A 22,102-nucleotide genomic window follows, 5' to 3' on the forward strand; every position below is an offset into this window, starting at 1 on the left:
TGCACAAGGGATAACGCACGGGAAGTCTGACAGGCTACCGCAAATGCAGGCCTTTTGCGGCGAATCGTTCCATTCTGGTGCGAATCGGTGCGTGAGGGCCGTTATCTGTTTATAATCAAAGCAATTTTAAAGGATTCGAAGGTGGTTGTATGCTGGATCGTGAAGGCTTTCGCCCGAACGTCGGCATCATCCTCTTGAACGCGCACAACGAGGTGTTTTGGGGCAAACGGCTCCGTGAACATTCCTGGCAGTTTCCGCAAGGGGGCATCAAGTACGGAGAGACCCCCGTGCAAGCGATGTATCGGGAGTTACACGAAGAAACCGGCCTGCTTCCGGAGCACGTCAAGGTGATTGGTCGCACCCGCGACTGGTTGCGTTACGAGGTGCCTGACAAGTTCATCAAGCGCGAGGTACGCGGTCATTACCGCGGCCAGAAGCAAATCTGGTTTCTGCTCCGAATGGTGGGGCGCGATTGCGACATCTGCTTGCGCGCCACCGACCACCCGGAGTTCGATGCCTGGCGCTGGAACGAGTACTGGGTGCCGCTCGACTGTGTGATCGAGTTCAAGCGGGATGTGTATCAGTTGGCGCTGACGGAGCTATCCCGTTTCATGCGCCGGACTGCGCCGCGTGCGGAAAAACCCGGCGGTCACCATGGGCCGCGCTATCCCCGGATAGCGTCGTCAATGGAAAGCCCGCCGGATTCCACGGTGATGACGGTGACGTCGGTTACGTCGGTTACGTCGGTTACGTCCGTCAGAATCGAAACGTCAGTTCACACAACTAGCGTGTCTGACTGCGGCGAAACTGCTCGCTCGACGGGCACGGCGGACAAGGCGGGCGCGGCAGCGGAGCTCGAGGACGAATCCGCTCACGGAACCACGGGTTCGCTGCTCCGCCAGGGCGCGCGTAGTTGATCGTCCTGCGCGGCTTCCCATGCTGCACATGCGGGCGCGTCCCCCGAACTCCGGGAGACGCGCCCGTTTTTTGAGGAAATCATATTGAAAGCACTTGCTCTCGTCGTGGCGTGCGTCGCCACCGGCGCTCTGCTGGCTGGCTGTTCAAGCGCCGGCAAACCCACCAATAAGGACGACAGCGCGTTTGCCTACCTGCTCGACCGGCCCACGAACTGGGTGGAAAACAAGGTCGACACACTGCCGCCGTTGCCGCAGGACTCGAGCCTGCTTCCCTTCGACGTGTCGGGCAATACGCCCTTGCATTTCGCGATAGACCGCAATTCGCTCACCGTCGGTTCCGACGGCGTGGTGCGCTACACGGTGGTTGTCACTAGCCCGAGCGGCGCACGCAACGTGAACTACGAGGGCATCCGCTGCGACACCTACGAATGGCGTCTGTATGCGGGTCTGAACGCAGATCACGACGGCTGGGACAGAACCGTCGCCAACGACTTCACGCGTATTGAGAACGGCGCGCTGAACGCCTATCACGCGGCGCTGTATCAGGACTACCTGTGCGCGAACAAGCTGCCTACGGGCAGCGCAAAGTCGATCGTGGAGAACATTCGGTACAAGCGCACGGCCACGTCTCTCGTTCATTGAAGCTTTGACGTGGTGTTAGGCGAGAAGCCGTTCCAGTTGTTATGGAGCGGCTTTTTTTGTGGGGTTTGGGGTGGCGGGTCTTGGTGGCGGGTCTGGGTGGTAGGCCTTGGTGGCGACTTTCGCTGGCCGCCTTTGGCGACTTGTCCGGCAATTGCAAAGCCTGACAGCATGGCGCGACTAGAGCGCGGCTATACAGCGTAGCCGGACTCGCTCGGCCGGAGCAAGCCGGCCGCCGGATCAAACCAGCACCAGGTTGTCGCGATGAATCAGCTCCGGCTCCAGCATATATCCCAGCACCGATTCGATCTCACCGCTCGGGCGCCGCTGAATCAGCTTCGTTTCCGCACTGCTGTAGTTGGTGAGGCCGCGCGCGACTTCACGGCCGGCCGCGTTCAGGCACGCGATCACTTCGCCTCGGGCAAACGCACCCTGCACGCCGACGATTCCGATAGGCAACAGGCTCTTGCCGCCCGCGGTCAGCTTCTCGACGGCGCCGTCGTCGATCACCACGTGGCCGCGCACCTGCAGATGGTCCGCCATCCATTGCTTGCGCGCCGCCATGCGCGCGGTGCGTGCGATCAATTGCGTGCCAATCGCTTCGCCGGAGGCCAGCCGCGACAGCACGTCGGCTTCGCGGCCGCTGGCGATCACTGTGTTCGCGCCGCTGTGCGCGGCCCGCTTGGCAGCCAGAATCTTGGTCAGCATGCCGCCGCGCCCAAGGCTCGAACCCGCGCCACCGGCCATGGCTTCGAGATCCGGCGCGCCGGCATCGGCCTGCTGGACTAACGTCGCATTCGGATCTTTCCGCGGATCGGCGGTAAAGAGCCCCTGCTGATCGGTCAGGATGATAAGTGCGTCACCCTCGATCAGGTTCGCCACGAGGGCGCCGAGCGTGTCGTTGTCGCCGAACTTGATCTCGTCGGTCACGACCGTGTCGTTTTCGTTGATGATGGGCACCACGCCGAGTCGCAGCAGCGTCAGCAGGGTGGAGCGCGCATTCAGATAGCGCTCCCGGTCCGCCAGATCGGCGTGAGTCAGCAGAATTTGCGCGGTCTGGATGGAATGCTCGGCAAAGCGGCTTTCGTAGACTTGAGCCAGACCCATTTGACCAACAGCGGCTGCCGCCTGCAGTTCGTCGATCTCACGCGGCCGTTTGGTCCAGCCGAGCCGCTGCATGCCTTCTGCAATGGCGCCTGAACTCACCAGCACAACCTCTTTGCCTTGCGCGCGCAAAGCCGCAATCTGCGCAGCCCAGCGACCGATGGCCGCATGATCGAGGCCGCGCCCGTCGTTGGTGACGAGGCTCGAGCCGACTTTCACTACCAATCGCCGTGAATCTGCGATGACGGAACGCATTGTGCGCAGCCTCCCAAGATGACGCCTGACGCACGCCGGTCACCGTGAGGCACCGGCGCTCGAGTTGTTTATTCCTGCGGATCGGCGTTGGACTCGCCGGTAGCGGCGGGCACTGCCGGTTTCTCGCGAAAGCGCACGTCGGCGGCAAGATCTTCGGCCTCGGCTGCTCGTTGCGCGTCTGAATGCGCGGCGATGTAGTCGTACACCGCGTAGCAGAGGCTCTCGCAGCCCTGACCGGTCAGCGCCGAGATCTCGAAAACGGGACCGTCCCAGCCGAAACCTTCGAGGAAGGCCGACACGCGCGCTTCGCGCTCGTCCTCGGGCACCATGTCGAGCTTGTTGAGCACGAGCCAGCGCGGCTTCTGATACAGCAGCTCGTCGTACTTACGAAGCTCGTTGACGATTGCCTTGGCTTCCGCCACTGGATCGACCGATTCGTCGAACGGTGCCAGGTCCACGATATGCAGCAGCAGCCCCGTGCGCTGCAGGTGCCGCAGGAACTGGTGCCCGAGCCCAGCGCCTTCCGCAGCGCCTTCGATCAAACCAGGAATGTCGGCGATCACGAAACTGCGGCTCGGGCCCACGCGCACCACGCCGAGATTAGGCGCGAGGGTGGTAAACGGGTAGTCGGCAATCTTCGGCTTCGCATTCGAAACCGAGGAGATGAAAGTGGACTTGCCGGCGTTCGGCATGCCGAGCAGACCGACGTCGGCCAGCACTTTCAGTTCGAGGCGCACCATGCGGCGCTCGCCCGGCTTGCCGTCCGTCTTCTGGCGCGGCGCCCGATTGGTGCTTGATTTGAAATGGAGGTTGCCCAGACCACCCGCCCCGCCCTGGGCGATCTGCACGCTCTGATTATGCTCGGTCAGGTCGGCGATCAGTTCGCCGGTTTCCATGTCGGTGATCGTGGTGCCGACCGGCATGCGCAGCGTGATGTCGTCGCCGCCCTTGCCGTAGCAATCCGAGCCTCGGCCATTCTCGCCGTTGCGCGCCTGATGTTTTTTCGCGTACCGGTAGTCGATCAGCGTGTTGATATTGCGGTCTGCTACCGCGATCACGCTGCCGCCCCGCCCGCCGTCGCCGCCATCCGGCCCGCCGAAGGGAACGAATTTCTCGCGGCGCATCGACGCGCTGCCATCCCCTCCGTCGCCGGCGATGACTTCAATCCTCGCTTCGTCAATGAACTTCATGCGTCACTCCGTCCCATGGTGTGCAGCCAGATGGTGCTATCAGATCTGGTGGTGCTTGATACTGCTGGATTCTGCTATTTTGCCGCGCCCGCCGCGCGCTGATCAATCGACCGGATGGCATAGGACGACGCAGACCGGCACTCAGAGTGCCCAAGCCTGCTGCCGCAATGCGTGCTGCCGCAATAACCGCCGCAATAAAAAAAGCCCCGCTAACTTCGCGGGGCCTTTTCCGGTCCTGAAGCCCGTGCCTGATTGAACTCAGGCTGCTGCCGGGACGACGCTGACCGTGTGCTTCTTTGCGGCGCCTTTCGTCGAGAACTGGACGTGGCCGTCTGCCAGCGCGAACAAGGTGTGATCCTTGCCCATGCCGACGTTCTCACCCGCGTGCATACGCGTGCCGCGTTGGCGAACGATGATGCCGCCAGCGTTGATAGCCTGACCGCCGTACACTTTCACGCCAAGTCGCTTCGACTCGGAGTCGCGGCCGTTCCGGGACGATCCGCCTGCCTTTTTGTGTGCCATTTGATTTGCTCCTTAACCGGTGCGCTTACGCGTTGATCGCGTCGATGCGCAGTTCGGTATAGTTCTGGCGGTGGCCGCCATGCTTCTGGTAGTGCTTCCGGCGACGCATCTTGAAGATGGTCACTTTTGCGTGACGACCTTGCGACACGACGGTAGCCTTGACGGAAGCCCCACTGACCAGCGGCGTACCGAACTTAATCGATTCACCTTCGCCCACTGCGAGAACCTGGTCGAGCGTGATTTCAGCGTCAATGTCTGCCGGTATCTGTTCTACTTTAAGTTTTTCGCCGACGGCAACTTTATACTGCTTGCCACCGGTTTTTATGACCGCGTACATTGAGAACCTCACTCTGTGTTCATTTTTCCCACGCACCGCGCGCGGAAACCCGTGATTATACATAGAGTTAGCTGCTCGGTCAAAACTCATTGAGCGCCACTGAGCCGTGCCGTCCGGGTGTCCCGCTGCACGGCGAGCGGCGCGAGCCGGCGGCGGCTGCGCGCGCCGCACGGCAGTCCGCGACCCGGAACCACCGCGATTCGCCTTATAATTCGCGGCATTACCCAATTCAGCCATCATGTCGTCGACTGCCACCCCCTCCTCCAACGCCGCCAGCCTGCTCGCTCCGATTGCCGAAGACATGCAGCAGGTGAATCGCGTCATCCGGCACCGTCTTGCGTCCGAGGTGATGCTGATCAACCAGATCTCCGAGTACATCATCAGTGCCGGAGGCAAGCGGCTGCGCCCCGCGCTGCTGCTGCTGGTGGCCGGTGCGCTCGGCGAAACCACGGGGCACCGGCACGAGTTGGCCGCGGTGGTCGAATTCATCCACACCGCCACGCTGCTGCACGACGACGTGGTCGACGAGTCAGACCTGCGGCGCGGACGTCAGACGGCCAACGCGCTCTTCGGCAACGCGGCGAGCGTGCTGGTCGGCGATTTTCTCTATTCGCGCTCGTTCCAGATGATGGTCGGCGTCGGCAAGATGCGGGTAATGGAAATCCTGTCGGAGGCCACCAACATCATCTCCGAAGGCGAAGTGCTGCAGTTGCTCAACATGCACGACGCGGATGTCGACGAAGCCCGCTACATGCAGGTGATCCGCTACAAGACAGCCAAGCTCTTTGAAGCCGCTGCCCAGCTGGGCGCAGTGCTGGCCGGCGCAGACGCCCGTACGGAAGCGGCTGCGGCGGAATTCGGCCGACGCATCGGCACGGCCTTCCAGATTATGGACGACTGGCTCGACTACACAGGCACGGCTGAGTCCATGGGCAAGAATGCCGGCGACGACCTGCGCGAAGGCAAGCCCACCCTGCCGCTCATCTATTTGATCGAGCGCGGCACGCCCGAGCAGTCGGCTTTGGCTCGCGAAGCCATAGAACAGGGCGGCACCGACCGTTTCGACACGATTTTCGAGGCGATCACGCGCTCCGGCGCACTGGACCACACGCTCGAATGCGCGAAAAAGGAGGCTCTAGCGGCCGCCTCAGCAATTTCTTCGTTTCCGGATTCCATTTACAAAGAAAGCCTGCTAGAATTATGTTCTTACTCGACGGCGAGGCAGTCTTAAACGAGACAAAAACGCCGGTTCAGTCTGAATCGAGTTCGCAGTACTTTTCGGGGTGTAGCTTAGCCTGGTAGAGCGCTACGTTCGGGACGTAGAGGCCGGAGGTTCGAATCCTCTCACCCCGACCAGATTTGCCTTGTTAGTTCAAGGCTCGAAAAACCGCCCAGCTTGCTCGGCGGTTTTTTCTTTTTGCGGCGCCTTTCGTCAACCGTCACGGCGCCAGCATGTCCAGCCAGCAGTACAAAGTGCAGCGCTCGCGCCTGCCGCGGGCGGCTTGCTCAGCCCCCTCTGCTATATTCTCCTCATCCATCTTTCCTCTATCCGTCACGACGCGTGGAACAACTTCCCTTATGGGCGCAGATTGGCGCCGTCTTCCTGCTGCTTATCTGCTCGAGCTTCTTCTCGATTTCCGAAACGGCGATGATGGCGCTCAACCGCCATCGGCTCAAGCATCTTGCCAGCAAGAACGCGCTCGGCGCGAAGACCACGCAGGGTTTGCTGGCACATACCGATCAACTGCTGAGCGTCGTGCTGATCGGCAACAATCTGTTTAACACCATCATTCCGGTGCTCACCACTTCGATCGCGTTGCACACGTTCGGCCGCAACAATGTGGTGCTGTCCATCGCGACAGGTATCGTCGCGTTCCTCATCATCGTCTTTGCCGAGATCACGCCGAAAATCGTGGGCGCGACCTTCCCGGAAAAAATCGCGCTGCCAGCGAGCCTGCTAATTGCGCCGATGATGCGCGCCGCCAAACCGCTCGTCTGGTTCGTCAACCTGTTCGCCACCGGCATCCTGCGGGTGCTGCACATCAACACCGAGGGCGCACGCGACCAGCGCCTTTCCGCCGAGGAGCTACGCGCCATCGTGCTCGAGTCGGGCAGCTTCATGCCGACCAAGCACCGCAGCATTCTGCTGAATCTGTTCGACCTCGAAAATATCTCGGTAGACGACGTGATGATCCCGCGCCGCCGCATCGAGGCGCTCGACTTCGACGCGCCGTTCGAACAGATCCTGCATCAGCTCGAAACCTGCTATCACAACAAGCTGGTGGTCTATCAGGGCGACATCGACCGCGTGCTCGGTGTGCTGCACGTTCGCAAAACGCTCGCCGCTCTGCACAACCAGGAACTGGAGCGCGAGACGCTGCGCGAACTGCTCACAGAGCCATATTTTGTGCCGACCGGCACGCCGGTGTTCCAGCAGCTCCAGTATTTCCAGGAGAGCCGCCACCGCATCGCGCTAGTCGTCAACGAATACGGTGAACTGCAAGGACTCGTCACACCGGAAGACATCATCGAAGAACTGATCGGCGAGTTCACCACTTCGATTCCGCGGGGCGCCAGTTCGCGCGGCGGCTGGAATGAGCATGGTGAATGCATCGTGGCAGGCTCCATGCCGCTGCGTGAACTGAACCGCTGGCTTCAACTTACGCTGCCGACGGACGGGCCAAAAACACTCAACGGTCTGATCCTCGAGATTCTCGAAGACATTCCCGATGGCGACGTCTGCGTGCAGATCGGCGACGTCAAGCTCGAAGTGATGCGCAGCGACGACCAGGCGATCCGCACCGTCAAACTGTTTAGACCGCCGGCGCGCGCCAAGGGCAAGGCGCTGCTCAGCTAGCGGCCGGCTGGCACAGCGCTGGTACAGCCTTTCGCTTCGCGCTCGCGCTTTACGACCACGCCTGAAACATTCGCCGCGCGTTCGGCGCTCATTCGGTGCGGGTTCCTTACGCATCACACACACATTGCAACCGCATCGAGTTCGAGCCTGTCGGTCGCTTCCCGAGTGACACCCCGAGCATCGCATACGCCCGCGGCGCGCACCATTAGCCGAATGGCCGAATGTCACTCAGACGCGGTTTGCCGGACACTGGCGCCCTCGTGTTCTACAGGCGGCGCATCGCCGGCGTTTCATGCAACCTCATTTCCAGCCTGCCGCCCTGCTGCGGCCGCTGTCGCCCGACGGCGAAAGCGCCTCGCGCACCAAGCCCGGCACGTTTCCCGCCGATGCAGGCGCGGCAACTCTCAACGATCCGGACAGTGCGCCCGCTGTACGTCTTCTGACTGACACGCTGCGGGAAGCGACGCGCCGCAACGCGTCGGATCTGCATATCGAGCCGGCCGAGAACAGCTGGCGCGTGCGCCTGCGCATCGACGGCGTGCTGCATGAGATGGCACCGCCCCCGGCGCATTTGCGCGACGCGTTCATCACACGCGTGAAGGTTCTCGCGCGCATGGACATTGCCGAGCGTCGCGTGCCACAAGACGGCCGGCTGCGCATCACCACGTCGCCTGGCCGAGTGGAGGACTACCGCGTCAACTCGCTGCCCACCCTATTTGGAGAAAAGCTCGTGCTGCGCCGGCTCGATGCATTGCCCGCGGATCTTTCCCTCGACTCGCTTGGCCTCGACGCGCAGCAGCGCGAAGCTGTCGACTCGGCGATCCGCGCGCCTCATGGTCTCGTGCTCGTCACGGGGCCAACGGGTAGTGGCAAGACGCTTTCGTTGTACTGCTTTCTGAACCTGCTCAACAGCGCGGCGCGCAATCTGTGTTCCGTGGAAGACCCTGCGGAGATCCAGTTGGCCGGCATCAATCAGGTGAGCGTGCGCGAGAAGGCCGGGCTCACATTTGCCGTGGCGCTGCGCGCGTTTCTGCGCCAGGACCCGGACGTCATCATGGTGGGCGAGATTCGTGACGAAGAGACTGCAGACGTGGCCGTAAAGGCCGCGCAAACCGGCCACCTCGTCCTCTCGACGCTGCACACGAACGACGCGCCGGCTGCCGTGCCCCGTCTCATCGACATCGGCGTCGCACCGTACAACCTGGCTGCCGCGCTGCGCATGGTCACCGCTCAACGGCTGGTGCGCCGCCTCTGCGCGGCGTGCCGCGCGCCTGCACCGCAGTCGGCGGCGGCGCTTCGTGCTGCGGGTTTCGCCGACGCTGAACTCGCCGGTTGGCAACCGTTCGCGGCGACGGGCTGCGCGGCCTGCCACGGTATCGGCTATCGGGGTCGCGTCGGCGTCCATCAGGTCATGCCGGTCTCGGATGCCATGCGTGAACTGGTCGTCGCGCGCGCGAGCACGCGGGAACTCGCGCGGCAGGCACATAGCGAGGGGGTCGGCACGCTGCGGAATGCGGCATTGGCTCTGGTGCGCACCGGCACCACAAGCCTCGCCGAGGCGCTGGCCGCGACGGAGAGCGCATGAACAGGCCGCCAGCGGGCGCGCCCGTAGCCACCGAGACCCGCTTCCGGTGGCGCGGCGTCGACGCCGACGGCAGCCGCAAGACCGGCGCGCTCATCGCACCGGACGCAGGCACTGCGCGCGCGCTGCTCAAGCGCGAGAACCTGTTCGTGGTGGACCTGAAAGCAGAGGGGCCTGCGCCCCGTGCAAAAGCGAATGCCGCCGAGGTCACGCTATTCACGCGGCAGCTCGCGAGCCTGTTGCGGGCCGGCTTGCCGCTCGCGCCTGCGCTCGATCTACTGGCGCAGCCGCAAAACGCACGGCGCGCCGGTATGCCACGTATCGTCGGCACACTAGCGCGGGACATTACGGCCGGCCTGCGTTTTTCGGCTGCGTTGCAGCGGCACCCGGCGCAGTTCAACGCGCTGTATTGCCAGTTGGTCGAGGTCGGCGAGGCAGCGGGCGCACTCCCCACTGTGCTCGCGCGCATCGCCGACGATCGCGAGCGCGCCGCCGCCCAGCGCGCCAAAGTGCGCGCGGCGTTGACATATCCGCTCGCAATCCTGCTCCTGGCTCTCGCGATCACCGCTGCGTTGCTGGTTTGGGTAGTGCCTACCTTCAAACAGATTTTCGACGGCTTCGGTGCCCGCCTGCCTGCGCCGACACTGTTCGTATTGGCGCTGTCGGCGGGCGTGGCGAGATGGAGCGTGCCGGCCCTTGCGCTCCTCGTCGCCGCAGGCTCGGCAGTGACGTTTCTGCTGCGACGTTCGGAAGCGGCGCGTATCCGCTTCGCACGCCTATCGCTGAAAATGCCGATCGCCGGGACGCTGCTCGCCACGCTTTGCGCAGCGCGCTGGAGCCGGGCGCTCGGCACCTTGCTGTCGGCCGGCACACCGCTCGCCGACGCCTTCGATTCGCTGACCCACGCCACCGGCAATGCGTTTTTCGACCGTGCGACTGTCGACATCTCCGCCCGGCTGCGCCGCGGCGAGCGGCTCGCCGCGGCCATGCGCGCGGCACGCTGTTTTCCGGCCGAGGTCGTGCAGCCAATCGCAGTTGCCGAGGAGTCCGGAGCAATCGACACGATGCTGCTCGACGTGGCCTCGCTTGCCGATCGTCAGGTAGACGAAAAGATAGGCACGCTGTCGAGCCTGTGCGAACCGCTTGTCATCATTGTGCTGGGAGCGCTCGTCGGCGGTCTTGTCATCGCGATGTATCTTCCCATTATTCAACTCGGCAACGTGGTGTAGCATCGCAGCCGAATCCATCATTTATCCATGCGGGCAACCCTTTCACTCGTGCCAGAAACGTCATCCAGCCTGCTTTCGGGCTCACTTCTGAACCTCCTGCCAGGACAGCTGGCGGCCGATTCAGGTCAGGCGTTCGGCAGCCTGCCCGCAGTTTTGCAGTTCGCGTTTGCGATCGTGTTCGGCCTCGTGATCGGCAGCTTCCTGAACGTGGTCGTGCATCGCGTGCCGATCATGCTCGAACGGGCGTGGCGGCTCGAAGTGAGTGAGGCGACCGACCAACCTCTCGAAGAAGACGGCTTGCCGGCACGCTACAACCTGTGGGTGCCGCGTAGTGCATGCCCTCACTGCGGGCACGTGCTGCGGGCGTGGGAGAACGTGCCGCTGCTGAGTTATCTGTTGCTGCGCGGGCGTTGCTCCGCGTGCAAGGTCCACGTGAGCCTGCGTTATCCGCTGCTCGAGGCCGGCAGCGCGGCGCTCGCCGCGGCCGCGTTGGCGCTGTTCGGCCCGACGCTGCCTGCGCTCGCGGCGTTTGGACTGTGCGCGGCATTGCTCGCGATGAGCGCGATCGACATCGACACCCATCTACTGCCCGACTCGATGACGCTGCCGCTGCTGTGGGCCGGCATCATTGTCAATTTCAACGGCGTGTTTGCGAGCCTCCACGACGCGGTGCTCGGCGCTATCTTCGGGTATCTGGTGCTGTGGGCCGTGCACTGGCTGTTCCGGCTGGTGCGAGGCATCGACGGCATGGGCTACGGCGACTTCAAGCTGCTGGCAGCGCTGGGTGCGTGGCTTGGCTGGGCGGCGCTTCCTCAGATCGTGCTGGTCGCCGCGGTCGCCGGCGCGGTCGTGGGACTTGCGGCAACGTGGCGCGGCCGCATGCGCTTCGAAGAGCCGCTGCCCTTTGGACCATTTCTCGCCGCGGGCGGCGCGCTCACCCTGTTTCTCGGCACACCGCTCTACCTGGCTTTGGGAGGCTGAAGCATGTTTGTCGTCGGATTGACTGGCGGGATCGGCAGCGGCAAATCGACCGTGGCGGACCTGTTCGCGGCGCACGGCGTCCCGATTGTCGACACCGACCTGATCGCGCATCGCGTGACTGCGCCGCACGGTATCGCGATGCCGCAAATCGCCGCGGAGTTCGGCAACGCATTCGTCGCGGCCGACGGCTCGCTCGACCGCGCGCGCATGCGGGCACTCGTCTTTAGCGACGACGCCGCGCGTAAGCGCCTCGAGAACATCACGCACCCGCTGATTCGCGCGGAAACCGAGCGCGAGCAACGCGAGGCCAAGGGACCGTACCTGATCGTCGTGGTGCCGCTACTCGTCGAGTCGGGCAACTGGAAAGACCGTGTGAACCGCGTGCTCGCTGTGGATTGCAGCGTGGAGACGCAAATCTCCCGCGTGATGAGCCGCAATGGTTTTAGCCGCGAGCAGGTGCTCGCGATCATCGCGCGACAGGCGACCCGTGAAGCACGCCTTGCAGCCGCAGACGATGTGATCGTGAACGACAATACGCCGCTTGCCACGCTAGCGGCAGGAGTTAAAGCGCAGCATCTGGCGTACCTGGGATTGGCGGCGGCGTAGTTGGCGTAGTTGGCGCACTGCCGCAGGCGGCGTAGTTGCCCCAGCCCGTGCAACCAGCCGCCGGCCATCGTGTCACAGTCAGCATCCTCGAACGGGCGCACCCGCGCAGAGCTGCAATTTCTGCCGCCACATCGCCCAAGCAGAAAACCAGGCGCGCCCAGCAGTCCCCTTGGCGCAAATCATTGAACTTCGGCACTTTCCGTATGCCGAAGCTGCAGAAAACGGCCGAAAACACGCGGAAAAGTTTGCTTGAGCGCGCGCAAAATGCGCGTGATTGCTAGGGTAGTCCCACGGCATTAGAATGTCCTGCATTCCCGTCACCGACCACGCCCGAGGCGAGCCCGCTTGATCCTTTACGAGTACCCCTTCAACGAGCGAATCCGGACGCTATTGCGCCTCGAGGACCTGTTCGAGCGCTTCGCGTTCTTTCTGACGCAGGAAGACGCCAGGGAACATCACGTCGCACTGACCACGCTGTTCGAAATCTCCGAGGTAGCAGGTCGCGCGGATCTCAAGTCGGATCTGATGAAGGAACTCGAGCGGCAGCGGCAAACGCTCGCGCCGTTTCGCGGCAATCCGGGAATCGAGCAGAACGCGCTCGAGGCCGTGCTCGGCGAGATCGAACAGACGCTGGCGGGACTCTCGCAAATGCAGGGGAAAACCGGGCAGCATCTTGCAGAGAACGAATGGCTTGCCAGCATCCGCAGCCGGGCAATCATCCCGGGCGGCACCTGCAAGTTCGACCTGCCGTCCTACTACGCGTGGCAGCAGTTTCATCCCGACCAACGCCGGCAAGACATCGCCAAATGGGTCACGCCGCTGGTGCCGCTGCGCGACGCCGCCACCATCGTGCTGCGGCTTGCCCGGGAGTCCGGCCAGGCGTCCAAGGTCATGGCTATGGCAGGCAGCTATCAGCAAATGCTGTCGGGCCGCTCATATCAATTGATGCAGGTGCGCGTCGCGCCCGAGTTGCGCGTGATTCCGGAGGCCAGCGCCAACAAGTACATGCTGTGGGTGCGCTTCACGGTGCAGGACGGCGATCTGCGTCCGCGCGCAGTGGATGTCGACGTGCCCTTTCAGCTCACGCTCTGCAGCCTGTAAGCCGGCTTCGTACCACCGTCAGATAGATTCGGTTCCGAGCAGGCGGTCTCGCTCGTCCCCGCCTTTGAAGCGGCGCGAAATGCCCTTATATTCGATACTTGTTCCATTTGCACTGACTGCCTGACCGTATGCCAACCGTCGTCAAATGCCCTACTTGCGGAAAAGACGTCCGCTGGACACCTGAAAGCAGGTTTCGCCCTTTCTGCTCCGAGCGCTGCAGACAGATCGATCTTGGCGCCTGGGCCGCCGAGAAGTACAAGATCGGTGGGACCGATCAGGAAGCGCCGTCGGACGAGACGCCAGGCGGCGACTACAACCCTCACTGACCGACACGGCGCGCAGTTTGCGCCGTGCCTTCGTTATGGCGCGCGACAACCGGCGCGGGCCGTGTGCCGCGGAGCGCGCAACCAGACCGCACACGCCCGCAACCGAAACCACGCATCGCGCTTGAGCGCCACCTATTCCGTGTGCTCCGCCGCGAGCCATTCCAGCACGGGAATGGTGGCCGGCAGCAGCGGCGAAACCTCCGCGGGCAACGCCTGCCAGACGAACGCCTGACCTTCGCGGCCGTGCGGCTCGCCGGTCCACTGCGTCACCTTGCAGAAAAAGAGCCGCACATAGGCGTGCGGATAATCGTGTTCGAGCGTATGCCACAAGTGGCATGCCTTGACGTCGATACCGAGTTCCTCGTGCAACTCGCGCGCGAGCGCCGCCTCGACGGATTCCCCCGCTTCCAGCTTGCCACCCGGGAATTCCCAGTAGCCTTCGTACGGCTTGCCTGCCGGACGCTGCGCCAACAGATAGCGCCCATCCGGCTGCACGAGCACGCCGACAGCGACCTCCGTGACGGGGCGGCCGGCCGCGTTCTTCTGCGCGTCGCTCATGGCTGCGATTTCCGGCCGGACCAGTCGCGTGCGAACTGCCATGCGACACGCCCCGAACGCGACCCGCGCTCGAGCGCCCACACCAGCGCGTCGCCGCGGGCCGCTTCGACTTCCGCGTCGTTGCAGCCAAAGTGCCGCAGCCAGTGCGCGATGATCGACAGGTAGTCGTCCTGCTTGAACGGATAAAAGCTGACCCACAAGCCGAAACGTTCTGACAGCGAGATCTTTTCTTCGACAAGCTCACCCGGGTGAATCTCACCATCGGACGTGTGCTTGTAAGTCTCGTTGTCGCTCATGTACTCGGGCAGCAGATGCCGACGGTTCGACGTCGCGTAAATCAGCACGTTGTCCGACTGGGCGGCGACCGACCCGTCGAGCGCGACCTTGAGCGCCTTGTAGCCCGACTCGCCGTCTTCGAACGAAAGGTCGTCGCAGAACACCACGAAGCGTTCGGGCCGCTGCGCGATCAGCTCGACAATGTCGCCGAGATCGTGCAGATCGTCCTTGTCCACTTCTATGAGACGCAGGCCGTCTTTGGCGTATGCGTTCAGACAGGCCTTGATCAACGACGACTTGCCGGTGCCGCGCGCGCCCGTCAAGAGCACGTTGTTAGCCGGCAGCTTGTGCACGAACTGGCGCGTGTTCTGCTCGATCAGCGCTTTCTGGCGATCGATGTTTTGCAGATCGTCCAGCGTGATCGTCGAAATGGCCGGCACCGCTTGCAGATAGCCGCGCCCCTGGCGCTTGCGCCAGCGGAAAGCGACCGCCGCCGACCAGTCGATCTCAGGCGCGGCGGGCGGCAGCATGGCTTCCAGGCGCACGAGCACAGCTTCGGCCCGTGTCAGAAACTGTTCGAGTTTGTCCATGACAATGAATAAGCGGCGAGCGCCGCGTAATGAACCCGGTTAGGAGCGGTAGTCGGCGTTGATGCTCACGTAGTCGTGCGACAGATCGCAAGTCCAGATCGTGGCTTGCGCATCGCCGCGGCCGAGCACGACGCGAATGCCGATCTCGCTCTTCTTCATGACGCGCTGGCCGTCTTCTTCGCGGTATGCCGGGTTGCGGCCACCGGCTGTGGCAACCAGCACGTCGTCCAGATACAGATCGATCTTGCCGACGTCGAGATCGTCGATGCCGGCATAGCCGATGGCGGCCAGAATGCGGCCAAGGTTCGGGTCCGATGCATAGAACGCCGTCTTCACGAGCGGCGAATGGCCGATCGCATACGCAATCTGGCGACATTCGCCGACGCTCGAACCGCCTTCCACATGAACCGTCATGAACTTGGTCGCGCCTTCGCCGTCGCGCACGATCAGTTGCGCAAGCGTCTGCGCGACTTCGGTCACCGCATCGCGCAACGCTGCGTAAGCGGGCGAGTCGGTGGAGGTGATCGCGGGCAGGCTGGATTTGCCCGACGCAATCAGGATGAACGAATCGTTGGTGGAGGTATCGCCGTCGATCGTAATGCAGTTGAACGAGCGGTCCGCCACATGTTTGACGAGCGCGTCGAGCACCGGCTGCGCAACGGCGGCGTCGAACGCGAGAAAGCCGAGCATGGTCGCCATGTTCGGCTTGATCATGCCGGCGCCCTTGCTGATGCCGGTCAGCGTGACCGTGTGCCCTTCAATCGTGACCTGGCGCGAGGTTGCCTTCGGCAGCGTGTCGGTGGTCATGATTGCCTGCGCGGCGTCGTACCAGTTCGCTTCCTTGCGGTTGGCCAACGCGGCGGGCAAGCCCGCCTTCAGACGGTCGACCGGCAGCGGCTCCAGAATCACGCCTGTCGAAAACGGCAGCACCTGTTCGGGTGCGATGTCGGCCAGCCGCGCGAGTTCCGCGCAGGTCTCGCGTGCATGCGCGAGCCCCGGTTCGCCAGTGCCCGCATTCGCGTTGCCAGTGTTGATCACCAGCGCCCGAATCGGCTTGCCGCCGGCGCGCACGCGCTCCAGATTCTCGCGGCAGACGGTGACCGGCGCCGCGCAGAAGCGGTTTTGCGTGAACACGCCACCGACCGTCGCGCCTTCGTCGACGGAAATGACCAGCACGTCCTTGCGGTTCGGCTTGCGGATGTTCGCCTCCGCCCAACCGAGCGTGACGCCGGCGACGGGATGCAGTTGAGCGGGATCGATCGAAGGGAAATTGACAGCCATGGTCGCGACCTGTCGAAGAAAATGCCGGCGGGCGCCGGCATCGAGGGAAACGGAACTGGTGGCCCGGTCAGGAAGCCGTGCCACCGCGCAATCAACAACACAACACGGTGCGAAAGAGCCGCTGTCAAGCGAGGCGGCGCGCCTCGAAGCGCGCCGCCTTCGACATCAGGCGATCTTGCCGTGACACTGCTTGTACTTCTTGCCGCTGCCGCACGGGCAGGGATCGTTGCGGCCGACTTTCGGCACGCCGTCTGCGCCAACCGGCGACGCGGCCTGCGGCGCCGAGCCATGGCTCATTGCGTCGCCGATCATCGCAGCGGTGGCCGCTTCGGCGGCCGCGGGCGCGGCAGCCGATGCCTCGGCAAATTCGGCGTGGCGGAATTCAACGTTCTCGAGGTGGCTGCCCTGCTCTTCCATCTGCTCGGCCGCCTGCTCCAGCTGCTCGGGCGACTGGATCTGCACGTTCATCACCACGCGGGTGACCTCGAGCTTGACCGCGTCCAGCATCGCGGCGAACAGTTCGAACGCCTCGCGCTTGTATTCCTGCTTCGGATTCTTTTGCGCATAACCACGCAGATGAATGCCCTGGCGCAGATGATCGAGGGCGGCCAGATGTTCGCGCCAGCTGCGGTCGAGCGTTTGCAGCATGATCGAACGTTCGAACGCACTGAACGACTCACGGCCCACCAGCTCGACCTTCGCCTCGTAGGCTTCGTCCGCGGCGGCCTGCACGGCTTCGAGAATCTCGTCGGACGTGATCGAGTTCGACTCGTTGATCATTTCCTGGATCGCGAGGTCGAGCTGCCATTCGTTGCGCAGCACTTCTTCGAGTTCCGGAACGTCCCACTGTTCTTCAATGCTGCCCGGCGGCACGAACTGGTGAACGATGTCCGCAATCACACCATGACGCATTGCGCCGATGGTTTCTGTAATGTCGTTCGCCTCGAGCAGTTCGTTGCGCTGCTGGTAGATCACCTTGCGCTGATCGTTCGAGACGTCGTCGTATTCGAGCAGTTGCTTACGGATATCGAAGTTGCGTGCCTCGACCTTGCGCTGCGCCGATTCGATGGAACGCGACACGATGCCCGCTTCGATTGCCTCGCCTTCCGGCATCTTCAGGCGGTCCATGATCGCGCGCACGCGGTCGCCGGCAAAAATGCGCAACAGCGGATCTTCCAGCGACAGGTAAAAGCGCGACGAACCCGGGTCGCCCTGACGGCCCGCGCGGCCGCGCAACTGGTTGTCGATGCGGCGCGACTCGTGGCGCTCAGTGCCGATAATGTGCAGACCGCCCGCCGCCTTCACCTGATCGTGCAGCGCCTGCCATTCGTCGTGCAGCTGCTGGATGCGGCGCTGCTTCTCGTCGTCAGGAATCGTCTCGTCCTGTTCGATGAACGACGCCTGCTTCTCGGCATTGCCGCCGAGCACGATGTCGGTACCGCGACCGGCCATGTTGGTGGCGATCGTAATGCGCTTCGGACGCCCCGCTTCCGCCACGATCTCCGCTTCGCGCGCGTGCTGCTTCGCGTTGAGCACTTCGTGCGGCAAACCGGCCTGCTTGAGCAGATGCGAAAGCAGCTCGGAGTTTTCGATGGACGTGGTGCCGACTAGCACCGGCTGCCCGCGCTCATAGCAATCGCGGATGTCGCGGATCACCGCGTCGTAGCGTTCCTTCGCCGTCTTGTAAATCTGATCCTGCTTGTCGATCCGCTTGGGCGGACGGTTGGTCGGGATCACGACCGTTTCGAGACCGTAAATCTCGTTGAACTCGTACGCTTCGGTGTCGGCCGTGCCGGTCATGCCGGCCAGCTTCGCGTACATGCGGAAGTAGTTCTGGAAGGTGATCGAAGCGAGCGTCTGGTTCTCGCTCTGAATCTTCACGTGTTCCTTCGCCTCGACGGCCTGGTGCAGACCGTCCGACCAGCGGCGGCCGGCCATCAGACGGCCCGTGAATTCGTCGACGATAATCACTTCGCCGTTCTGCACCACGTAGTGCTGGTCCCGATGGAACAGCGTGTGCGCGCGCAGCGCGGCGTACACGTGGTGCATGAGCGTGATGTTTTGCGGCGCGTAGAGGCTTTCGCCCTCGCCGATCAAGCCCCATTCAGCGAGCAGGCGCTCGGCCTTCTCGTGGCCCGATTCGGTCAGGAACACCTGGCGGCCTTTCTCGTCGAGCGTGTAGTCGCCCGGCTTTTCGACGCCGGTGCCGTCGGCCTTCTCTTCGCCGATCTGCCGCTCGAGCAGCGGCGGCAACGCGTTCATGCGCACGTAGAGTTCGGTGTGGTCTTCGGCCTGACCGGAGATGATGAGCGGCGTACGCGCCTCGTCGATCAGGATCGAGTCCACCTCGTCGACCACGGCGAAGTTGAGCCCGCGCTGCACGCGCGCTTCCGGCTCGTACACCATGTTGTCGCGCAGGTAGTCGAAGCCGAACTCGTTGTTCGTGCCGTACGTGATGTCGGCCGCATAGGCCTGCTGCTTCGCGCCGTGATCCATCTGCGACAGATTGATGCCGACCGACAGCCCGAGGAAGTTGTAGAGGCGCGCCATCCACTCGGCGTCGCGCTGCGCGAGGTAGTCGTTCACCGTGACGACGTGAACGCCGCGGCCCGACAGGGCGTTAAGGTACACGGGCAGCGTGGCGACCAGCGTTTTACCTTCGCCAGTGCGCATTTCGCCGATCTTGCCGTAGTGCAGAACCATGCCGCCGATCAGCTGGACGTCGAAGTGGCGCATTTTCAGCACGCGCTTGCTTGCCTCGCGGCACACCGCGAACGCTTCGGGCAGGATTTTGTCGAGCGACTCGCCGCCCGCGACGCGCTGGCGGAATTCGTCCGTTTTGGCGCGCAGTTGATCGTCCGTCAATTGCTCGATCTGCGGCTCGAGCGCATTGATCGCCGCGACGGTCTTTTGATATTGCTTGACTAGCCGCTGGTTGCGGCTGCCAAAAATCTTCTGTAGAAAACCGGTGGTCATCGGATCGGTGTCTGCGTCGCGGCTTCGGCTGGTTGGCGGACATGCGGTTCCCGCATGCGCGCTCCGGGGTCAGAAGGGCCTCGGCGGCTTAGTCCAAGAGTGAATTCGAATCGGGGATTTTAGCACGCGCCCCCGCCCACGCCTGTGTCGACGGCGCGACGCCCGCGGGCACCGAAGCCCGCCGCGCCGCGCTTTGACGGTGCGACAACGCGCGGCGCTCGCCGCACCTCGCGCGGTACAATCGCGGCGTATCTTCACATGTGCTGCGCCCACGCCGCTACTCTAGAACATGAGCCGTTCTCCCTCGTTTTCAAGGCCGCCGCCCAAGCAGTTCAACGTGCGCCGGCCGCAGCCGGTCGTCGAGGTGCTCAACCGCACCGACGCGTTTGCCGCGCTGCGCGCGGGCGTCGAGCAGATCGCCGCGCTCGAGAAGGATCTGCGCGACCTGCTGCCCGACTATCTGGCGACGAGCGTGGAACCCGGTTTTATCAAGGAAGGCGTGCTGGCGCTCTTCGCCGCGCACAATGCGCTCGCGGCGCGCCTGCGGCATCTGGAGCCGCGGCTGCTGGCGGATCTGCAACAGCGCGGCTGGCCGGTAAATGCGCTGCGCATCCGGGTCCGCCCGCAGCCCGCCAGACAACCGCCGCCGGAAAAACAGGCGCGCATGACGCCCGCTGGCGCCGACGCGTTGCACGCGCTCAGTGAATCTCTCGCGCCTTCGCCTTTGCGCGAAGCGCTGGCGAAAATGGCGGCAAGGCACCGGAGAAATCGCTGAACAAAAAAATAAGCGGCTCACATGAGCCGCTTATTTTTCATACACTCGCTTCGGAAATTTCACCGGCGACGCGATGCCGGTTCCTTACCCAAAAGCCGTCTGCGTCTCATACGCAAAGCCCCGCGGAGCCTTTTGCGTGTCGTTGAACGTGACGATTTCGTATGAATCTTCATGCGCGAGCAATTCGCGCAGCAACGCGTTGTTCAGGCCGTGGCCCGACTTATACGCGTCGTAGGAAGCCAGCAGCGGATGCCCGACCACATAAAGGTCGCCAATGGCGTCGAGCATCTTGTGCTTTACGAACTCGTCGTCGTAGCGCAGTCCGTCGTTGTTCAAGATGCGGTATTCGTCGAGCACGATCGCGTTGTCCATGCTGCCACCGCGCGCGAGACCCAACTCGCGCATCATCTCGACTTCGTGCGCGAAGCCGAACGTGCGGGCGCGCGCGATTTCGCGCACGTACGACGTGTCGGCGAAGTCCACTTCCAGCGCCTGGCCGGTTTTGTCGACCGCCGGGTGACGGAAATCGATCGTGAACTTGAGCTTGAAACCGAAATACGGGTCGAGCCGGGCGAACTTGTCGCCGTCGCGAATCTCAACCGGCTTGGTGACCTTGATGAACTTCTTTGCCGCGTTCTGTTCTTCGATTCCCGCCGATTGAATCAGAAACACGAACGAGCTGGCGCTGCCGTCCATGATGGGAATTTCTTCGGCAGTGACGTCGACATACAGATTGTCGATGCCAAGACCGGCGCAGGCGGACATCAAATGCTCGATGGTCGAAACGCGCGCGCCGTCTTTCTGCAATACGGAAGCAAGACGGGTATCGCCAATCGCCATGGCCGACGCAGGAATGTCCACGGGCGTGGGCAAATCCACGCGCGAGAACACGATGCCCGTATCCGGCGCTGCCGGGCGGAGCGTCAGGTTGACTTTACGGCCGGAGTGCAAACCGATGCCGACCGTCTTGACGATTGATTTGATAGTGCGCTGCTTCAACATGGTGATCTTATTTTCGATTGAAAATCCCAATCGGGACTTTTTGTTCCATAGCACGAATTATACTCCATAACCCTAAGGAGCGTCTTCGCGCGGAACGTATCAATCTGTTTCGCTGCGTTACCCGCGTTTTTCAACGGGCGCCCGTGAGGGAAAGCGTGACGGGCCGGCGTCCGGAACGGAGGCGTTTCCGGTCGTCGGCCCGCGTAACGGCCTGTCACAAAGCGTCGTTTCCGCCGTTGCCGTTGCGCCACACGATGAACCGCGTGCGCGGCGAAGGCGCTGACGCTTACATAACTAGCTCAACGTCGCGAGGATACTCCCTGCATCGCTCACTTCGAATTTGCCGGCAGCCTCGACATTCAACGTCTTGACCACGCCGTCGTCGACAACCATTGCGTAGCGCTGGGAACGGATTCCCATGCCGCGCGCCGACAAATCCTGCTCGAGACCGAGCGCTCGTGTGAAAGCCGCACTTCCGTCCGCCATCATGCGCACCTTGCCCGAGGCATGCAGATCGCGTCCCCACGCGCCCATTACGAACGCGTCGTTCACGGACACGCACCAGACTTCGTCGACACCTGCCGCGCGCAACTGCTCGGCGTGTTCGATATAACCCGGCACATGTTTGGCCGAACAGGTCGGCGTGAAAGCGCCTGGCAATCCGAAGATCACCACGCGCTTACCCGCCGTCTGCCCGCGCACGTCGAAGCTGTTAGGCCCGATCGTGCAGCCCGCGCGTTCGTCTTCGACATACTCGAAGAGCGTTGCGTCGGGCAGCTTGTCACCAGCTTGAATCATGCTCAGTCCTTTGCATCGATGCGAAGCATCGTTCGCACGTCATCGTGTCGCAGTGAGTCGGCGACAGTCGCCCAATCCGCTTCGCGATTCCGAAGAGGGCACTTGTCCTTGCCGCGAATCCCACGATACGCGGCTTGTTTGCCGTTCACCCGCCACGCTCGGGCATTCGTCCGCCAACGCCGTCAAGCCAGGAATGCCCC

Annotated in this window: 21 protein-coding genes and 1 tRNA gene; 12 read left to right on the forward strand and 10 right to left on the reverse strand. The window is 63.1% G+C overall.

Annotated features, from left to right (window positions below):
- The first annotated feature begins 149 nt into the window (after positions 1 to 149).
- Together F757_RS0121595 and F757_RS0121600 are read left to right on the forward strand one after the other, a co-directional pair.
- Positions 150 to 917, forward strand: coding sequence for an RNA pyrophosphohydrolase (locus F757_RS0121595; RefSeq protein ID WP_027213218.1), 768 nt, complete (start codon positions 150 to 152; stop codon positions 915 to 917).
- Positions 918 to 1,001: 84 nt separating this feature from the next.
- Positions 1,002 to 1,559: a CNP1-like family protein gene (locus tag F757_RS0121600; protein ID WP_027213219.1), complete on the forward strand. Its 558-nt coding sequence runs from the start codon at positions 1,002 to 1,004 to the stop codon at positions 1,557 to 1,559.
- A 237-nt stretch (positions 1,560 to 1,796) separates the two neighbouring features.
- On the opposite strand, the gene proB is transcribed toward F757_RS0121600, so the two are convergent.
- The 4 genes from proB to rplU all read right to left on the reverse strand — a co-directional run bounded on the left by proB (position 1,797) and on the right by rplU (position 4,964).
- Positions 1,797 to 2,915 (reverse strand): glutamate 5-kinase, encoded by a 1,119-nt coding sequence (proB, locus tag F757_RS0121605; RefSeq protein ID WP_025602210.1) that lies wholly within the window; start codon positions 2,913 to 2,915, stop codon positions 1,797 to 1,799.
- A gap of 68 nt (positions 2,916 to 2,983) precedes the next feature.
- Positions 2,984 to 4,105, reverse strand: a complete 1,122-nt coding sequence (gene cgtA, locus F757_RS0121610; protein ID WP_027213220.1) for an Obg family GTPase CgtA — start codon at positions 4,103 to 4,105, stop codon at positions 2,984 to 2,986.
- A 258-nt stretch (positions 4,106 to 4,363) separates the two neighbouring features.
- On the reverse strand, positions 4,364 to 4,627 hold the full coding sequence (gene rpmA / locus F757_RS0121615; RefSeq protein WP_013340558.1) for a 50S ribosomal protein L27: 264 nt from the start codon (positions 4,625 to 4,627) through the stop codon (positions 4,364 to 4,366).
- Positions 4,628 to 4,652: 25 nt separating this feature from the next.
- Positions 4,653 to 4,964 (reverse strand): 50S ribosomal protein L21, encoded by a 312-nt coding sequence (gene rplU, locus F757_RS0121620; protein WP_007180329.1) that lies wholly within the window; start codon positions 4,962 to 4,964, stop codon positions 4,653 to 4,655.
- A gap of 238 nt (positions 4,965 to 5,202) precedes the next feature.
- Here rplU and F757_RS0121625 point away from each other — a divergent pair, with 238 nt between their 5' ends.
- The 9 genes from F757_RS0121625 to yacG all read left to right on the forward strand — a co-directional run bounded on the left by F757_RS0121625 (position 5,203) and on the right by yacG (position 13,646).
- A complete protein-coding gene (locus F757_RS0121625; RefSeq protein WP_027213221.1) occupies positions 5,203 to 6,195 on the forward strand; it encodes a polyprenyl synthetase family protein in 993 nt (330 codons plus the stop codon).
- A 48-nt stretch (positions 6,196 to 6,243) separates the two neighbouring features.
- A tRNA-Pro gene (locus F757_RS0121630) sits at positions 6,244 to 6,320 on the forward strand.
- Positions 6,321 to 6,525: 205 nt separating this feature from the next.
- Complete coding sequence (locus F757_RS0121640) at positions 6,526 to 7,821, forward strand: HlyC/CorC family transporter (RefSeq protein ID WP_027213222.1); 1,296 nt, start codon at positions 6,526 to 6,528, stop codon at positions 7,819 to 7,821.
- 292 nt (positions 7,822 to 8,113) lie between these two features.
- Positions 8,114 to 9,406, forward strand: coding sequence for a GspE/PulE family protein (locus tag F757_RS0121650; RefSeq protein WP_027213223.1), 1,293 nt, complete (start codon positions 8,114 to 8,116; stop codon positions 9,404 to 9,406).
- A complete protein-coding gene (locus F757_RS0121655) occupies positions 9,403 to 10,632 on the forward strand; it encodes a type II secretion system F family protein (RefSeq protein WP_027213224.1) in 1,230 nt (409 codons plus the stop codon). Before F757_RS0121650 ends, F757_RS0121655 begins: the two co-directional genes overlap by 4 nt.
- Positions 10,633 to 10,659: 27 nt before the next feature.
- The gene (locus F757_RS0121660; RefSeq protein WP_027213225.1) at positions 10,660 to 11,613 is read left to right on the forward strand and encodes a prepilin peptidase; all 954 of its coding nucleotides are present in this window, start codon (positions 10,660 to 10,662) and stop codon (positions 11,611 to 11,613) included.
- A gap of 3 nt (positions 11,614 to 11,616) precedes the next feature.
- Positions 11,617 to 12,219 carry a dephospho-CoA kinase gene (coaE, locus tag F757_RS0121665; protein ID WP_027213226.1) on the forward strand — a complete coding sequence of 201 codons (603 nt, stop codon included), beginning with the start codon at positions 11,617 to 11,619 and terminating at the stop codon, positions 12,217 to 12,219.
- A 345-nt stretch (positions 12,220 to 12,564) separates the two neighbouring features.
- The gene (zapD, locus tag F757_RS0121675) at positions 12,565 to 13,320 is read left to right on the forward strand and encodes a cell division protein ZapD (RefSeq protein ID WP_027213227.1); all 756 of its coding nucleotides are present in this window, start codon (positions 12,565 to 12,567) and stop codon (positions 13,318 to 13,320) included.
- 128 nt (positions 13,321 to 13,448) lie between these two features.
- Positions 13,449 to 13,646, forward strand: a complete 198-nt coding sequence (gene yacG, locus F757_RS35340; protein WP_084530990.1) for a DNA gyrase inhibitor YacG — start codon at positions 13,449 to 13,451, stop codon at positions 13,644 to 13,646.
- Positions 13,647 to 13,778: 132 nt separating this feature from the next.
- On the opposite strand, the gene F757_RS0121680 is transcribed toward yacG, so the two are convergent.
- The 4 genes from F757_RS0121680 to secA form a co-directional block, all read right to left on the reverse strand.
- Entirely contained in the window at positions 13,779 to 14,204 is a 426-nt protein-coding gene (locus F757_RS0121680; RefSeq protein WP_027213228.1) for an NUDIX domain-containing protein, read from the reverse strand.
- The gene (locus F757_RS0121685) at positions 14,201 to 15,070 is read right to left on the reverse strand and encodes an ATP-binding protein (RefSeq protein ID WP_027213229.1); all 870 of its coding nucleotides are present in this window, start codon (positions 15,068 to 15,070) and stop codon (positions 14,201 to 14,203) included. Before F757_RS0121685 ends, F757_RS0121680 begins: the two co-directional genes overlap by 4 nt.
- A 39-nt stretch (positions 15,071 to 15,109) precedes the next feature.
- Positions 15,110 to 16,351: a bifunctional glutamate N-acetyltransferase/amino-acid acetyltransferase ArgJ gene (gene argJ / locus F757_RS0121690; RefSeq protein WP_027213230.1), complete on the reverse strand. Its 1,242-nt coding sequence runs from the start codon at positions 16,349 to 16,351 to the stop codon at positions 15,110 to 15,112.
- A 165-nt stretch (positions 16,352 to 16,516) separates the two neighbouring features.
- Positions 16,517 to 19,327 (reverse strand): preprotein translocase subunit SecA, encoded by a 2,811-nt coding sequence (secA, locus tag F757_RS0121695; protein ID WP_027213231.1) that lies wholly within the window; start codon positions 19,325 to 19,327, stop codon positions 16,517 to 16,519.
- A gap of 289 nt (positions 19,328 to 19,616) precedes the next feature.
- Between secA and F757_RS0121700 the strand changes: the two genes are divergently transcribed.
- Positions 19,617 to 20,102 carry a DciA family protein gene (locus F757_RS0121700; RefSeq protein WP_027213232.1) on the forward strand — a complete coding sequence of 162 codons (486 nt, stop codon included), beginning with the start codon at positions 19,617 to 19,619 and terminating at the stop codon, positions 20,100 to 20,102.
- A gap of 84 nt (positions 20,103 to 20,186) precedes the next feature.
- Here F757_RS0121700 and lpxC read toward each other — a convergent pair whose 3' ends face one another.
- Complete coding sequence (gene lpxC / locus F757_RS0121705) at positions 20,187 to 21,104, reverse strand: UDP-3-O-acyl-N-acetylglucosamine deacetylase (protein ID WP_027213233.1); 918 nt, start codon at positions 21,102 to 21,104, stop codon at positions 20,187 to 20,189.
- Positions 21,105 to 21,398: 294 nt separating this feature from the next.
- Positions 21,399 to 21,902 (reverse strand): peroxiredoxin, encoded by a 504-nt coding sequence (locus F757_RS0121710; RefSeq protein WP_027213234.1) that lies wholly within the window; start codon positions 21,900 to 21,902, stop codon positions 21,399 to 21,401.
- Positions 21,903 to 22,102 lie beyond the last annotated feature (200 nt).

The organism is Burkholderia sp. WSM2232 (assembly GCF_000472545.1).
Lineage (GTDB): Bacteria > Pseudomonadota > Gammaproteobacteria > Burkholderiales > Burkholderiaceae > Paraburkholderia.

Coding starts and splice junctions, on each gene's coding strand:
- cgtA (WP_027213220.1), bottom strand. CDS start 4,105: ATGAAGTTCATTGACGAAGCGAGGATTGAAGTCATCGCCGGCGACGGA.
- F757_RS0121660 (WP_027213225.1), top strand. CDS start 10,660: ATGCGGGCAACCCTTTCACTCGTGCCAGAAACGTCATCCAGCCTGCTT.
- coaE (WP_027213226.1), top strand. CDS start 11,617: ATGTTTGTCGTCGGATTGACTGGCGGGATCGGCAGCGGCAAATCGACC.
- F757_RS0121595 (WP_027213218.1), top strand. CDS start 150: ATGCTGGATCGTGAAGGCTTTCGCCCGAACGTCGGCATCATCCTCTTG.
- yacG (WP_084530990.1), top strand. CDS start 13,449: ATGCCAACCGTCGTCAAATGCCCTACTTGCGGAAAAGACGTCCGCTGG.
- secA (WP_027213231.1), bottom strand. CDS start 19,327: ATGACCACCGGTTTTCTACAGAAGATTTTTGGCAGCCGCAACCAGCGG.
- lpxC (WP_027213233.1), bottom strand. CDS start 21,104: ATGTTGAAGCAGCGCACTATCAAATCAATCGTCAAGACGGTCGGCATC.
- argJ (WP_027213230.1), bottom strand. CDS start 16,351: ATGGCTGTCAATTTCCCTTCGATCGATCCCGCTCAACTGCATCCCGTC.
- F757_RS0121655 (WP_027213224.1), top strand. CDS start 9,403: ATGAACAGGCCGCCAGCGGGCGCGCCCGTAGCCACCGAGACCCGCTTC.
- rpmA (WP_013340558.1), bottom strand. CDS start 4,627: ATGGCACACAAAAAGGCAGGCGGATCGTCCCGGAACGGCCGCGACTCC.
- F757_RS0121680 (WP_027213228.1), bottom strand. CDS start 14,204: ATGAGCGACGCGCAGAAGAACGCGGCCGGCCGCCCCGTCACGGAGGTC.
- F757_RS0121700 (WP_027213232.1), top strand. CDS start 19,617: ATGAGCCGTTCTCCCTCGTTTTCAAGGCCGCCGCCCAAGCAGTTCAAC.
- proB (WP_025602210.1), bottom strand. CDS start 2,915: ATGCGTTCCGTCATCGCAGATTCACGGCGATTGGTAGTGAAAGTCGGC.
- F757_RS0121625 (WP_027213221.1), top strand. CDS start 5,203: ATGTCGTCGACTGCCACCCCCTCCTCCAACGCCGCCAGCCTGCTCGCT.
- F757_RS0121650 (WP_027213223.1), top strand. CDS start 8,114: ATGCAACCTCATTTCCAGCCTGCCGCCCTGCTGCGGCCGCTGTCGCCC.
- F757_RS0121710 (WP_027213234.1), bottom strand. CDS start 21,902: ATGATTCAAGCTGGTGACAAGCTGCCCGACGCAACGCTCTTCGAGTAT.
- rplU (WP_007180329.1), bottom strand. CDS start 4,964: ATGTACGCGGTCATAAAAACCGGTGGCAAGCAGTATAAAGTTGCCGTC.
- F757_RS0121685 (WP_027213229.1), bottom strand. CDS start 15,070: ATGGACAAACTCGAACAGTTTCTGACACGGGCCGAAGCTGTGCTCGTG.